Source organism: Nemorincola caseinilytica, from assembly GCF_039540515.1.
GTDB classification, from domain to species: domain Bacteria; phylum Bacteroidota; class Bacteroidia; order Chitinophagales; family Chitinophagaceae; genus Nemorincola; species Nemorincola caseinilytica.
Window position 1 is genome coordinate 105,705 of the sequence record NZ_BAABFA010000014.1, and the last position, 13,608, is coordinate 119,312.

The 13,608-nt window shown below is 42.6% G+C and carries 14 protein-coding genes; 12 read left to right on the forward strand and 2 right to left on the reverse strand.

Annotation, left to right across the window (positions count from 1 at the left end):
• Positions 1-5: 5 nt before the first annotated feature.
• On the reverse strand, positions 6-1,079 hold the full coding sequence (locus ABD843_RS11055) for a hypothetical protein (protein ID WP_345083000.1): 1,074 nt from the start codon (positions 1,077-1,079) through the stop codon (positions 6-8).
• Between the two features lie 246 nt (positions 1,080-1,325).
• Positions 1,326-2,942 (reverse strand): PDDEXK nuclease domain-containing protein, encoded by a 1,617-nt coding sequence (locus tag ABD843_RS11060; protein WP_345083003.1) that lies wholly within the window; start codon positions 2,940-2,942, stop codon positions 1,326-1,328.
• A 247-nt stretch (positions 2,943-3,189) separates the two neighbouring features.
• Here ABD843_RS11060 and ABD843_RS11065 point away from each other — a divergent pair, with 247 nt between their 5' ends.
• The 12 genes from ABD843_RS11065 (at position 3,190) to ABD843_RS11120 (ending at position 13,601) form a co-directional block, all read left to right on the forward strand.
• Entirely contained in the window at positions 3,190-4,041 is an 852-nt protein-coding gene (locus ABD843_RS11065) for a hypothetical protein (RefSeq protein ID WP_345083005.1), read from the forward strand.
• A gap of 165 nt (positions 4,042-4,206) precedes the next feature.
• Positions 4,207-5,532: a hypothetical protein gene (locus ABD843_RS11070; protein WP_345083007.1), complete on the forward strand. Its 1,326-nt coding sequence runs from the start codon at positions 4,207-4,209 to the stop codon at positions 5,530-5,532.
• Positions 5,533-5,572: 40 nt separating this feature from the next.
• On the forward strand, positions 5,573-6,436 hold the full coding sequence (locus tag ABD843_RS11075) for an AAA family ATPase (protein ID WP_345083009.1): 864 nt from the start codon (positions 5,573-5,575) through the stop codon (positions 6,434-6,436).
• 34 nt (positions 6,437-6,470) lie between these two features.
• Positions 6,471-7,475 carry an ATP-dependent nuclease gene (locus ABD843_RS11080; RefSeq protein ID WP_486348211.1) on the forward strand — a complete coding sequence of 335 codons (1,005 nt, stop codon included), beginning with the start codon at positions 6,471-6,473 and terminating at the stop codon, positions 7,473-7,475.
• Complete coding sequence (locus ABD843_RS11085; protein WP_345083012.1) at positions 7,456-8,658, forward strand: UvrD-helicase domain-containing protein; 1,203 nt, start codon at positions 7,456-7,458, stop codon at positions 8,656-8,658. Before ABD843_RS11080 ends, ABD843_RS11085 begins: the two co-directional genes overlap by 20 nt.
• A gap of 1,016 nt (positions 8,659-9,674) precedes the next feature.
• A complete protein-coding gene (locus ABD843_RS11090; protein WP_345083015.1) occupies positions 9,675-9,995 on the forward strand; it encodes an ArsR/SmtB family transcription factor in 321 nt (106 codons plus the stop codon).
• A gap of 3 nt (positions 9,996-9,998) precedes the next feature.
• Positions 9,999-10,475 (forward strand): SRPBCC family protein, encoded by a 477-nt coding sequence (locus ABD843_RS11095; RefSeq protein ID WP_345083018.1) that lies wholly within the window; start codon positions 9,999-10,001, stop codon positions 10,473-10,475.
• Positions 10,472-10,855 (forward strand): DoxX family protein, encoded by a 384-nt coding sequence (locus tag ABD843_RS11100; RefSeq protein WP_345083021.1) that lies wholly within the window; start codon positions 10,472-10,474, stop codon positions 10,853-10,855. Before ABD843_RS11095 ends, ABD843_RS11100 begins: the two co-directional genes overlap by 4 nt.
• A gap of 37 nt (positions 10,856-10,892) precedes the next feature.
• Positions 10,893-11,474, forward strand: a complete 582-nt coding sequence (locus tag ABD843_RS11105; RefSeq protein ID WP_345083024.1) for a YdeI/OmpD-associated family protein — start codon at positions 10,893-10,895, stop codon at positions 11,472-11,474.
• Positions 11,475-11,546: 72 nt separating this feature from the next.
• Positions 11,547-12,101, forward strand: coding sequence for a DUF4256 domain-containing protein (locus ABD843_RS11110; RefSeq protein ID WP_345083027.1), 555 nt, complete (start codon positions 11,547-11,549; stop codon positions 12,099-12,101).
• Positions 12,102-12,174: 73 nt separating this feature from the next.
• Positions 12,175-12,648: a DinB family protein gene (locus tag ABD843_RS11115; RefSeq protein WP_345083030.1), complete on the forward strand. Its 474-nt coding sequence runs from the start codon at positions 12,175-12,177 to the stop codon at positions 12,646-12,648.
• Positions 12,649-12,761: 113 nt separating this feature from the next.
• Positions 12,762-13,601, forward strand: coding sequence for a carboxylesterase family protein (locus tag ABD843_RS11120; RefSeq protein ID WP_345083033.1), 840 nt, complete (start codon positions 12,762-12,764; stop codon positions 13,599-13,601).
• Positions 13,602-13,608 lie beyond the last annotated feature (7 nt).

A 13,608-nucleotide genomic window follows, 5' to 3' on the forward strand; every position in this document is an offset into this window, starting at 1 on the left:
TGCTGTTACTGGTCGCGATTTATCCTGAATAATATCGGGTCGGACTTATCAGCCATTCTACGCACCCAACTTAACCACTCTAATCGCTCTTCAGATAAAGTATTTAATCTGCGGTAGCTTTCTTCAATTACGTCAAGGTAATTTCGCAAAACAGTCATATTATGCCATTGTTGCGCCTCTTGAGCAACCGCTTTAAAGTCGGCTAATTCTTTTTCTTTTTTTTGTTCAATTTCTCTTAGTACTTGCTCTTTTTCCTCACGCTCCTTCCGCATCTTGCGATGGAATTCCATTTCCTGACGTCGCCGTTCTGCTTCAATTTCTATACAAGCAATAATAGTGGAAATTTGATTTTCAATTGGAACTTTTTTGTTATCCCATTCTTTTTGAAAAAGCAGTCGGTGAGCTTTGAAATATAATATTCCCGACGCTTTTAATTCTGTGCTTCTCCATTTATCTCCCGTCGGAATCCGCTTCGCACGTTCACGAAAGCATATCCTAAACTCTTCGCCGTTTACAACTACGAGCGTCTCTCCGTATTTAATAAAAACGTCGTGTCCCCTTGCTTGAAAGGCTTTCATTATTGTATCCACAAATCTCAGCGCTTGGCTGACAAATTCTGGTGATACGGTTATCGCAAGTTCGTCTCTGCCTGTGGAGACCATTCCCGTATAGTAGTCTTTGTGTGGCTTGTTGGTTAAGCTCTCTTTAGCTTGTATTATGAGCTTGTCTGGAGAATTTAGTTTCCCTGGTACTGTAAGCGATAAACGACTGTCATTTTCTATTTCACGCTTTAGAATTTCTAGTTCACTAAGAACTTCGTTATTATCATTTGTCGCATCTCTTTCTAACAATGTTACATTTTGTTGACCGGAAGATTTCTCATCAAGCGGTGTAATAGTGACCGGTTTACCCCACTTTATTTTCTCCCAATGACCAGCTTTCGGAAACGGTATGCTCATATTGTTGCATATATTTCTCAAACCGGCATCCGACACGTTGTACTTTCGAGCGAGAGTTTTCATCGGCTCTTTCCATACCAAGTCGTAAAGATCTTTTCTCGAGATTGTTACTTGCTTCATTTTAAGTAGTTAGCCATTTGTTGTATATCGCTAAAACTACTAATTGGATGGAAATAGTTCGGCAAAGTCTTACCAATCGCATATTGAATCTACTTCTAGTCGTCAAAATAACTCAGAGTATAAATTCAGGACTCCGCATTCGGTAAGGGTTCTTACAATGGATTATCAAAATCCCACTTTATTTTCTAGGTCTAATTTTGAATCTCAATTAGGCTTTGAGGCATACTCCGTTTTAATAGACACCAATTACAAGTCCGACATTCTTTCTAAATTCCTTTCAATGTTGTCGATGACAAATTCAGATATTGTATCGGTGATCTGATTGATGTCTTCTTTACTTAACTGCTCGTTGTATAATTTTTTTATAAATGGTTGTTGGTTGTTGTAATTAATAAGGGTGAAACCATACCAGTAAGTGTCAATCCTAAAATTTAGCTGAAATCCGGAACTAAATGCTTCAGTACCTGCTTTTTTAAATCCATTCAAATGGTAAGAAAAGTAGAAGTCGTAATTGCTTTTTAGAAATTCTTCATTTTTCCATTCTTCTGCCATTTGGTCGAATGTTTCCATCTGCTTGTTTTTACCCTGCCAGTTATAGGACCGAGAAACAAACATATCAGTAAATTGATCCATTCGGTCAATAATCGACTGGTACATTGGAATAATGCTACTATCAATTATCTCAAAAAGAATGGGGGTAGTAGCAGTTTGCATTATTTCTTTGCCCGAAATCTGAGAGATTTTGTTTTTTAGTGCTTCAAGACGTTTTTCGGCAGGACTTTTTAACTCATCGTATCCTTTCTCTATTTCAATCTCCAGCTCTTCAATTGAAGGTAGTTCTCCCTTAATATTCTCCGGCAGGCTCTCGCTAAGGTTATATTCTGCAATGCCTATCGGTTTGCTACTGTCCCTAAGAGCATATTCAGCGACTAATCCGTCTTTTGTTTTACATAATATCAACCCGATGCTAGGGTCATCCGTGGCGGACTTCAATTGTTCATCTGCTATAGTAAGATAATACTCCATCTTACCTTTATATTCCGGCTTGAACTCATCTATTTTCAACTCGATAACGATGTATCTCTTCAGGCGGGTGTGGTAAAATAGCAAGTCATAGAAATACTCTTTATCTCCTACCATTACACGATATTGCCGACCCATAAATGCAAACCATTGTCCCAGCTCAATTAGGAACTTCGTCAGCTGATTAGTAAGTGCATCTTCTAGGTCTCGCTCTTTAGCCTGCTGCCCGAGATAGATAAAGTCAAATTTGTATGGATCTTTAAAAAGCTGCTGAACCAGCTCAGACTGATTAGGCGCTATCGTATGCTTGAAATTGCTGGTAATCTGTCCTTGCCTCTTGTACAGGCCACTTTCAATCTGATGCACCATAACATCTCGACTCCATCCGTTTTTAGCCGTTTGATCGATATAAAACTGCCGTTCCTTTAGGTCTTTTACCTTGTCTAAAAGGGTGACGTGGTGATACCATGTTAATTTTGCAAGTCCGGCCTGCAAAATTAAAATATTATTCATGTGTTCATTGATCTCAGATTTTGCAGGTGGTGCTTGCAAAATTGGAAAATCAGGATACGCAAGTGCGAAATCGCGCATATATCGAATATTTCGTGGTGAAAACCCTTTCATTTCAGGAAATTCAGCTTTCAGGTCTTTCGCAAGCGTTTCTACGATTTTTTTACCCCATCCTTCTTCCTGCTCTTGTTTAGCAATAGTATCACCAATTTCCCAATAAATATTTAGCATCTGGGCGTTTACGGTGATAACAGCTTGTATCCGCGCCTGCCTGATTTTATGTTTCAGTAGCTCGATAATCTCAGAATATTTTGAAAATCCCGGCTTCATATTTTAATCATTTTTTACGTTTTTCTTTCTAAAATCCTAGTACGTCTACCAATTACATAATCTGCAATTTAGAGTTTATACTCTACAGGCACTTCATAAATTTGATTAAGCCTTCAAAGATTTGTTTCAATATTCACTGGTCAACGTTTACAATGCGCGTGTAGAGAAATGCACGCCTTTTTTAAAGGTACTTATAATACACTAAATATTATTTTAGATGTATATTTGAAGCCGATCAATTAAACATATGACTGTAAACAAAATTGAGGACAACAACGCACAAGAATATAAAACGAAAGAATCATTTGTCGCATTTGTAGACATTCTTGGTTTCTCACAGATGATAGTGGAGGATGGTGGTAAGGGAGAAACACTTAAAGTAGTCAAGGATGCGATTGCAAGCGCAACCAAGCTTCTGGAAGAAAGAAAGGCTATTCATAATCATCCCTATGCTTTTTGGTATAAGGAATTTCAGGTGAAAAGTTTTTCAGATTGCTTTTGTTTTTCCATCCCATTGGAATTTGATAATGGTGAAAAGGATTATAAGCAAAACTTTGTAGCCTTCTATGTTTGGATTCAAGCCTTTTGCAACACGCTTTTAAAGGCCGGCTTTTTGTGTCGGGGAGGAATAACTCAAGGCTGGCACTATTCCGACGATAAAATTATCTTCTCCAAAGCTTTAGTGGATGCCTATTTACTTGAATCAAAAAAGGCAAATCATCCGCTTATTCTAATACATCAAGACTTAATTGATAATCTAGTACAAAAAGGCTTCGGCGAACAACATTATTATCAATACATGTTTGTTCACGACACTACAGGAAGAAGCTTTTTACACCCGTTCAATTATTCGATTGTTGATGAATTATTTTTTGGGTTTGTAGAACAGGTAAACGGAAAACTTATTGAGGAAAGGTCTGAACTTATCGAAGTGTTTTTATCAATCATTGAAAGAAATATCGAGAAGTTAATAGGAAGAAGCGAAGTTGACAAATGGCAGTGGTTGAAAGAATTTTCGCATTACACTTTATCGGGACAGTATTATGATAGATTTAGTCCCGGATTATTTAGGAGTAGAAAGGGTAAAGAATATAAATAAGGCTTCGAGAACTGAATGATCGCACCTCTAGGATATTTCATTTCACTGCAATCTTTAAACAACTGAAATCTATTAAAAAGTTTATAAGACAGCAAAACTAGGGATTGCAAGGCATCCGGAAAAAAACAATAACAGATTACCATATTTCAATTTGATCGAAATTCTATGACCCAAGGTTATATTTTAAAATTGCAACCTTCACGAAGAAGTACTTTTCTACATTATGCCGAAAGCTCGCACTGGTTTTCCGAGCCAGTGCCGGATTTCAAAGGAAGTAGATCAGCTCCTATTGTCGTGTTCATCGAAGGCGAAGAAAACAAGATTACTCATATGGCATTCGGAACAGGCGGCATTCGTGCAGGTACAGATTTGCGTAAGCTGAAATTAAGTGACATTCGCACAATCAATCGCCAAATTGCCTTTCAAGAATTACTTTCCCGAGCATCATCCCGTGTCCATAAGCATATTGCATATGTTATCGAACATGGAGGCATATTGCCGCCAAAGAGTTTTACAAGCTTGTATGATCTGATAGTCGCAATCGACCCAAACGTAGATGGAATGCTACGCCGATTTAGTCCACGAAGATCTGAGACTATTCAGAATTTGGGAGAGGATAAGCTAGCAGCGCTTGCGTCACAAAAAGAGGCCGTAAATACAGCACTTCAACTGGCAGGTATTGACAGAAAACCGTTACTTGAATGGACACCTGAAACATCAAATACTCCGAAGTCTTTCCTTGAAGGATTACCATCGGCATATCTGCGCGAAGATCAAGTTATTGCGAACGACTTACAGTCCTTTCCGGGATTGGAATTCGTGCGACCACTTCTTACTGGTGGCGCTACGTTTGAAGATGAAAGAATTAAGCTCGATGTGCTACTTGCCAACCGATTGGAGCTTGAGAAACAGACTGGCGCTGATCTAATTTATTACAACGGAACATATAATTCTTTCGTTCTAGTACAATATAAAATGATGGAGAAGGATACCAGTGAAGAAGATTTTATATACCGACTTCCTAACACGCAACTTACAGAAGAGATCGCTAGAATGGATAAAATGCTTGAACACATAAAGAAAAAAGGGGGTGCGCAAAATCGGCATGAATATAGACTTTCCGGTAACCCGTTTTTTATAAAATTGTGTCCAAGAATTACCATGGAACCTGACAGTATCGGACTATCGCCAGGAATGTATTTTACCCTTGACCATTGGAGGTTTCTTGAAAGGGACGAAGATTTAGTCGGACCAAAGGGAGGGAGAAGAGTGGGCTACTTTAATGTTGGTAGAAAGATAAATAATACAGACTTTGCTTTTTTGGTAAAAAATGCTTGGGTAGGTTCAACTCCAAGTGAAAGCGCGCTAATTGAAGAGTTGGTTAAAGAAATAATGAGCACTGGTAAATCGCTTATTCTTGCAGTCAAGACAGACAAGGAAGAAAACGAAAGGTCTATTATGGATGAAATTAACGATTCGGAACCTTTTTAACGGCAAGCGTTTTTATTTAAGGTCTTAAAATAAACGAGCTATGTACTTAAAGCAATTACGACTGTGGAACTTCAGAAAATTTGGATGTGATTTACCGCTGGACGCTGGGAATCCCAATATTACTGTCAACTTTGTCAAAGGCATCAATTTACTCGTTGGACAGAACGACTCTGGTAAATCTGCAATTGTTGACGCGATAAAGTTAGTAACCTATACACATAGCGGAGAATGGATTAAGCTGGAGCACGAAGATTTCTATTCAAACCAAAATAAACTAAAAATAGAACTTCTGTTTGATGAATTAAATGATGAAGAAGGTAAAAACTTTATCGAATGGTTAAGTTGGATTGGAGAGGGAGAAGCCTTGCGGCCACATCTTTGTCTTTTTTTAGAAGCAGAACGTGTCGGTGATCGTATTTTACCATTTGACATTAAAGCAGGGACAGATAGGGATGGGCGCACACTAAGCGCGGAGGCAAAAGCCTATTTGAAGGTTACCTACCTACGCCCGTTAAGAGACGCAAAATCTGAACTGACCCCGAAACGCAACTCTCGTCTTTCGCAGATTCTGCTGTCTCATGAAGCATTCGAACCAGGACTAAGAGAGCATGAGTTTGTTTCATCTGTTAAAGGGTTAAACAAGGGGATAAAGAACTATTTCGAAGGTCTCAATCCTGACGACACGCAACATCTTGACCAGAGAGGATTGCAATTGAAAAGCAGGATTGACCACTACTTAGAAAAGTTCGCAAACAAAAAGTCTAAATTTTCGATGAACGACAGCTCTTTAAGAGCTATTCTTGAATCTTTATGCCTCCTCTTTCACGACGGTATTAACTTGGGATTGGGAAGTCATAATATCCTTGTGATCGCCTCGGAGCTGTTACACTTACAAAAAAACTGATTGGACAGGTATACGCCTAGGTCTTTTTGAGGAGATTGAGGCTCATCTTCATCCTCAAACTCAGCTACAAGTAATGGAAACACTAGACAAAGAAGCGGAGGAGGCCGGCATACAGCTTATCTTTACTACACATAGTCCAAATATTGCGTCAAAGGTGCGGCTGCGAAGTTTGATTGTATGTCAAGACTCAAATGCTTTTTCTTTGGGAGAGGGAAATACTAAGCTTAGAAACACAGACTATTTTTTTCTCGAAAGATTCCTTGATGTCACAAAGGCCAATCTTTTCTTTGCTTCTGGGATAATATTAGTTGAGGGTTGGGCCGAAGAACAAATTATTCCCGCATTGGCAAGAAAAATAGGGATTGACCTAACAAAAGCAGGAGTGTCTGTGGTTACAGTTGGGAGCACAGCTTTTCTACGTTATAGCAAAATTCTTTTGCGAAATCATGAGCCATACCTGAATACACGCGTATCCGTAATAAATGATGTGGATGTAAAACCATTTGAAGCCTCACCAACCCGGAAAGAGCGACTGCCCGAAGGTGGATTTCGAGTAATACAGTTAACCGCCGAAGAAATCGAAAGAAAACGAATAGAAGAAGTTCAAACAAAAACCGAAAAATTTACTGAACAGAATATAAGAGGGTTTATTTCCCCGTACTGGACCCTTGAATATTGTATTGCCCGATCTGCGAAACTGCGAAAACTATTTTATAAAGCTGTTTTAATGGCATTAAGAGAAGAAAAGGAAGACGATGGCGTAGCTGATCTAGACGGATATACTGGTGCAATTGATAGAATTGATGAACATTTTAATAATTGGGAAGAGTCGGAGTTAGATATTGCTTATGCAATCATGAACCATATTTTAACTGGCGAGAATAACATCGAGGTAGCTGAAAAAAAGATTTCAAAGGCAGTTATTGCTCAGAACTTTGCTAAATGCCTGAATGAAGATAATTTGATTCAGGAACTTGATACCGAAGGTTCGATTAAATATCTATTAGACGCAATACGCTATGCAGCCAATATCGGATGAGGAGATAGTAATGGCCGAAAATATATTACTGCCTGCAGGGGCTCATTTCGACGATGAGCGGAGAAACTTTATTCGCAATCTGGTAACAAGCGATTTACAGGCAGTTCCGGGCTCAGGAAAAACCACTGTTCTACTTGCTAAGTTATTAATCTTGGACAAGAGAATGCCATTTGAAAATGGCAAAGGCCTCGTAGTAATTTCTCATACCAATATTGCTGTTGATGAAATAAAAAATAGGTTAAAGCGGCACTGTACTAAGATATTTAACTATCCCAATTTTATCGGTACCATACAATCATTTGTAGATGAGTTTCTCGCGATACCTTACTATGTGCGGATGTACGGCCACAAACCGATACGAATTGACAATGAAATCTATGACGAGAAAGCCTCCCGATTTGCATTGCCACTCGGAACACGTAATTGGCTCGACCGGCAACATAATGGAGACGAAATCAAACGCGAGCTTCGCTTCACCGAAAATGACGAGCTTGTAAAGGGTCTGTTTGGGAGACCGGACGACTTTCCAGTTGGGAATGCGACCCCTACCTATGCTAATTTACGATCGATGAAATCTAACCTTTTTAGCAGAGGATATTTGCATTTTGATGATGCCTATTACCTCGCTAAGAAATATTTACGCGAGTTTCCACAAATAGTAACATTGCTTAAAAATCGATTTAAGTTCGTTTTTGTTGATGAAATGCAGGACATGGAGGCGCACCAATTTGAACTTCTAGAACGAGTATTTTATTCGGACAATAATCAGCCGATTTATCAACGAATTGGCGATGTAAATCAGTCTATATATTCAGGTTCAGGAAGGGGTGCTGTAGATTGGGTTGCGCGCGAAAATTCATTAACAATAAGAGGCAGTCACAGGCTTTCTCCACAGGTCGCAAATATAGTGCGGCCATTCGGTGTCCACACCGACACTGAAATTGTAGGTCATTTTAATTCTGTACTTCCACCACACTTATTGGTATTTGATGCTAATAGGCAAGATTCGGTACTACCAACATTTGGCCGATTGGTAAGACAATACCAAGATGATGAAACTTTGCCCAGTAGATTTACGCATCCAATTAAAGCCATAGCATGGGTTGCAAAGCCTGCTGAGGGCGGTAATTTGTTTTTTGCCACACTACTTTCCACAATACAACAGAGAATTGAAAGTTGGTAAAATTGATCACAGTAATCTTCTAAGTTATTTTTCATTTTACGATAGAAGTCAGACCACATTTAACGGCGTTCGTGTGAGTATTTTTGAACGGAATTTTGAAAGCAATGCGCTTTGAAGGAGTTTTGGATGGCACACGAGACTATACAATTAGTTCCTTTTTGTCGATGCTAAAGCGTCACAATCGACAAGCATCTGACGAATTTAAACTTAACTTGTATCGCTGGTGTTTATTAATATTAAAGGGGCGAATACACGATGCACATCTTGCTGCACGAGTATTTTTGCCCAATTTTATTCTTTCGATAAGTGGACAAGCTGAAATAACCGAAGATTGCAGAACCTTTATAGATTCTAATGTTTTAGGCTTGAACGAGCCCATTGAAAACAATGACCAGGTTCGAAACATATACAGTTACGAAGGGCTTTCAATAGAAATAGATACAGTCCATTCCGTAAAGGGTCAAACGCATGCTGCCACTCTTTACATGGAGACTTACTATAGGTCATATGAATCGCAAAAATGTATGGCACAACTACTTGGGACTTCTGCAACCGATTTGCGGGCTGTAGGGCCAAAGGAAGCTGCAAAATTGATGTATGTCGGTTTGTCTCGTGCAACGCACCTAGTTAGCTTGGCAATCTGTCGAGATAGGCTAGGTGACAACATTCCCGCCTTGGAAAGACGGGGATGGAGAGTAATATTCTGCAATTAGTCATTCTGACCGCAAAATTCCATGAGTAAATGCACTGGCTCGTTAAATCCTAAGCCTCACTGAAATATTGTATATTTTTACTAAATCTTCAAAGATTTGGTTCGACAGTTCCCCTGTCCACTCTACTAACGCAAGCGAGACGCTTGCGTTTTTTGTTGGGTCCAAGGGAGACCCTTGGACCAGTGAGAGAGGCTAAACTGCCACTTATCGAGTTCGGATCCCTTATCTTCCCTGCAAGGTCTTCACTATTTTTTTGCGTAGTCAAATAACTACATTTATATTTGTAGTCAAATAGCTACATTAATGAACCTGAGACGGGATGTTTTCCAGGCCATAGCAGACCCTACACGGCGGGCCATACTACTGCTGGTGGCCTCGCAGTCTATGACGGCGGGGGCCATAGCTGCCAACTTCGATACGGCACGGCCTACGGTATCAAAACATTTGCAGATACTTACCGAATGCGAGCTGCTGGAACAGGAGCAGCAGGGAAGGGAGATCTATTATCACTTTAATGCTAAGAAAATGAAAGAAGTAGCCGATTTCATAGAACCCTTCCGCCAGATGTGGGAGGAACGCTTTGACAAACTGGAAGCGATAATGAAGCGATATAAAAACAAATAGAGCATGGAACGCAAGACCAGGATACATGCCGAGGACGGCAAACAGGACCTGACCATGACCCGGGACTTTGAGCTGCCGGTGGCGCTGCTCTTCAGGGCGTATGCCGAGGCCGATATAGTGGAACAGTGGATGGGTACCAAAGTGCTGAAGCTGGAAAGCAGGCGGCACGGCAGCTATCAATACGAGACCACCGACCCACGGGGCAACAAGCACAATTTCAGCGGGGTGATACATGAGTTCGTACCCAATGAGCGTATAGTAAGGACATTTGAAATGGAGGGTACGCCATTTGGGGTGCAGTTGGAGTTCTACGCGTTCGAGCCGGTGACGGAAGATAGCAGCAGGCTGAGGATGCATGTGGTATACCGGTCGGTAGCAGAGCGCGACCAGATATTGCAGCTACCCTTTGCCCAGGGTATAAACATGGCGCATAACAGGATACAGGATATTTTGACCAAACTAAAAAATGATACACTATGACAAAAAGAAACAAGATCATTTATTGGATAGCCACCGTGTGGATGTCGCTGGGTATGGTATCGAGCGGTATAGTGCAGCTACTGGGTGTGAAGGAAGAGGTACAGCTTTTTACCCACCTTGGGTACCCCCTGTACCTGATGACCATAATAGGCGTATGGAAGATGCTGGGAGTGATAGTAGTGCTGATGCCCAGGCTGCCACTGCTGAAAGAATGGGCCTATGCGGGTTTTTTCTTCACCATGTCTGGCGCATTCTTTTCGCACCTGATAGTGGGTGGTCCGGCAAGCGAGATATTTCCCTCGGTACTACTGATGGCACTTATAGCTACATCGTGGTACTTTAGGCCGGCAGACAAAAAAATGGTGCAGGCCGCACGGTAGTGTATCCATAACTTTATAGGAAACTGAACGAGTTGATATGAATGCCAAGGTGAATTTCTTCTTCGACAAGGCCACGCAATGGCAGGAAGAACTAAGAGCGCTGAGAAAGATAGCGCTGGATAGCGGGCTGGAGGAAGAACTGAAATGGGGCTGCCCCTGCTACACCCGGCAGAAGGGCAATGTAGTGCTGATACACGCTTTCAAAGAGTATTGTGCGCTGCTGTTCTTCAAAGGTGCCCTTATGCCCGATCCTGATGGCATACTGATACAACAGACAAAGAATGTACAGGCCGCGCGGCAGATGCGTTTTACCAATGTAAAAGAGATAAAGAAGCTGGCGCCCGCGATAAAGGAATATATACGCGAGGCCATAAAAGTGGAGCAGGCAGGCCTGAAGGTAGCACTGAAGAAGACAGCGGAATTCGATATGCCGGAGGAACTGCAGCGCGAGCTGGATAAGGATGCGGATCTTAAAGCTGCCTTCCATGCATTGACCCCGGGACGGCAGCGGGCATATATGCTCCACATCTCATCGGGCAAGCAGGTAAAGACACGGGAGGCCAGGGTGCAGAAGTACATACCGCACATACTGGATGGGAAGGGGATGGATGATGAATGAATGATGAATTATGAATTATGAATTATGAATTGGTGATGAGTGACAGGATACACTCAGTTAAAATAGAACAAGATGAAAAAGCTAACACAGGAGCAGAAAGAACAACTGCTGCGAACATTAAAAGCACGTTTTGAGAAGAACGTGGGCCGCCATAAAGGCATTGCATGGGCCAAGGTGCAGGAACGACTGGAGGCGAATGAAAGAAAAATGTGGGCGCTGAGCGAGATGGAAGAGACAGGTGGTGAACCCGATGTGGTAGGGTATGACAAGAAGACGGGCGAGTATGTATTTTATGACTGCGCAGCTGAGAGCCCAAAGGGCCGCAGAAGCCTATGCTATGACCGCGATGCCCTGAATGCACGCAAAGAACACAAGCCGAAGGACAGCGCTATGGACATGGCATATGATATGGGTATAGAAATGCTGACAGAGGAAGAATACAGGAAGCTGCAGGAATTGGGCGAGTTCGATATGAAGACATCGAGCTGGGTGGTGACGCCCGATGCCATAAGGGAGCTGGGCGGAGCGCTCTTCTGCGACCGCAGGTACGATACTGTTTTTCTCTACCACAATGGCGCAGAGTCTTACTATGCTGCGCGTGGGTTCAGGGGTAGTTTGACGGTATAGTGGGTAAGCGGGAGTAGTGCGAATGAAACAGATGTACTGCTATCTTACTTATATTTGACCGAACACTGTACCTATGGAATACACGAAGCAAATAGCGAAGCACCTGAGGGATGTACACTTTGGTGGCAACTGGACCTGTGTGAACCTGAAGGCCGTGCTGGACGGTGTGACCTGGCAGCAGGCCACCACGAAGGTGCATTCATTCAATACCATAGCCACGCTGGTGTTCCATATTAACTACTATGTAGAGGCCATACTGGGTGTACTGCATGGACGGATGCTGGAGGCCAAGGATGAATACAGCTTTGCGCACCCGCCCATAGCATCGGCAGCGGACTGGCAAAAAATGCTGGACAAGACATGGAATGAGGCCGAGACGCTGGCCGCCATGATAGAGCAATTGCCCGATAGCAGGCTGGAAGAGATATTCGTGCAGGAGAAGTACGGAATTTACCTGCGCAACCTGCTGGGGCTGGTAGAGCATACGCACTACCACCTGGGCCAGATAACGCTGATAAAAAAGATACTGAACGAGGAGGCGCAATGATGATAGGTACCTTCGTTCAGACACCATTGATAGGAACAATATTTTGACCCCCTGATACCACCCATATGAGATGTGTGAAAAGGCCGTCGGCCCTTCGGTCCACAATGCTGGCGATGTTATTTGCTGTAGTATCGCCGGTATATACCAAGGCACAGCACCATGAGCACAAGATGGTGAGGCAGGGTACCGATACCACAGGCCTGCTGCGGCTGGCGCGTAGCATAAAGGCGGTGAATACCGACCTGTTCGAAGCGGGAGCCTATAAGGGGAAGAACGGACATGTGATACAGTATCGCCTGTTGCGGCCGCAGGGCGATAAGAGTAAGAAATACCCGCTGGTAGTTGTGCTGCATGGGTCGGGCGCAGTGGGCAATGACAACAGGAAGCACATGGGAGTTATGGCCAATATGTGGGCAACTCCCGAAGTGCGGCAGAAATACCCTGCCTATGTGTTGGCACCCCAGTTCCTCTCACGGTCATCGAATTACGCGATGAATAAGCAACGTGGTGTACTTGCTTCGGCCGGGCAAGCATGCATGCAGCCATTGCTGAATTTACTTGATTCTTTAAAGCGCCTGCCGGGGATAGATGACAGGCGTATATACCTGGTAGGTTATTCTATGGGTGGCTCTACTACTATGAATATCCTGTCGCAGTGGCCGGAGCTTTTTGCGGCGGCAGTACCTATATCGTGTATTCCCCAGTTCGATAATATGGAGACGCTGCGGCATATACCCATATGGCTGATACACGGCAATGCCGATGATGTGAACAATATAGCCAGCGACAGGCAGTTCTATAAAGAGATGGGAGATAAGAGCCTTACCACCATGTGGGAGTTCGACAAGGCGGGGCATGAAGATATCTTCACTACATCGGTAATAGGAGAATACCTGCCGCAGTGGTTGTTCCAGTGGGAGAAGCCCCTCCCGGCCTCCCCCAAGGGGAGGTGACATAAGG

What these genes read in the sequence shown, in the direction of transcription:
- ABD843_RS11055 (WP_345083000.1), bottom strand. Translation starts at nt 1,079, where the DNA reads ATGAAGCAAGTAACAATCTCGAGAAAAGATCTTTACGACTTGGTATGG.
- ABD843_RS11060 (WP_345083003.1), bottom strand. Translation starts at nt 2,942, where the DNA reads ATGAAGCCGGGATTTTCAAAATATTCTGAGATTATCGAGCTACTGAAA.
- ABD843_RS11105 (WP_345083024.1), top strand. Translation starts at nt 10,893, where the DNA reads ATGAATGCCAAGGTGAATTTCTTCTTCGACAAGGCCACGCAATGGCAG.
- ABD843_RS11095 (WP_345083018.1), top strand. Translation starts at nt 9,999, where the DNA reads ATGGAACGCAAGACCAGGATACATGCCGAGGACGGCAAACAGGACCTG.
- ABD843_RS11085 (WP_345083012.1), top strand. Translation starts at nt 7,456, where the DNA reads ATGCAGCCAATATCGGATGAGGAGATAGTAATGGCCGAAAATATATTA.
- ABD843_RS11100 (WP_345083021.1), top strand. Translation starts at nt 10,472, where the DNA reads ATGACAAAAAGAAACAAGATCATTTATTGGATAGCCACCGTGTGGATG.
- ABD843_RS11070 (WP_345083007.1), top strand. Translation starts at nt 4,207, where the DNA reads ATGACCCAAGGTTATATTTTAAAATTGCAACCTTCACGAAGAAGTACT.
- ABD843_RS11090 (WP_345083015.1), top strand. Translation starts at nt 9,675, where the DNA reads ATGAACCTGAGACGGGATGTTTTCCAGGCCATAGCAGACCCTACACGG.
- ABD843_RS11065 (WP_345083005.1), top strand. Translation starts at nt 3,190, where the DNA reads ATGACTGTAAACAAAATTGAGGACAACAACGCACAAGAATATAAAACG.
- ABD843_RS11120 (WP_345083033.1), top strand. Translation starts at nt 12,762, where the DNA reads ATGTTATTTGCTGTAGTATCGCCGGTATATACCAAGGCACAGCACCAT.
- ABD843_RS11115 (WP_345083030.1), top strand. Translation starts at nt 12,175, where the DNA reads ATGGAATACACGAAGCAAATAGCGAAGCACCTGAGGGATGTACACTTT.
- ABD843_RS11110 (WP_345083027.1), top strand. Translation starts at nt 11,547, where the DNA reads ATGAAAAAGCTAACACAGGAGCAGAAAGAACAACTGCTGCGAACATTA.
- ABD843_RS11075 (WP_345083009.1), top strand. Translation starts at nt 5,573, where the DNA reads ATGTACTTAAAGCAATTACGACTGTGGAACTTCAGAAAATTTGGATGT.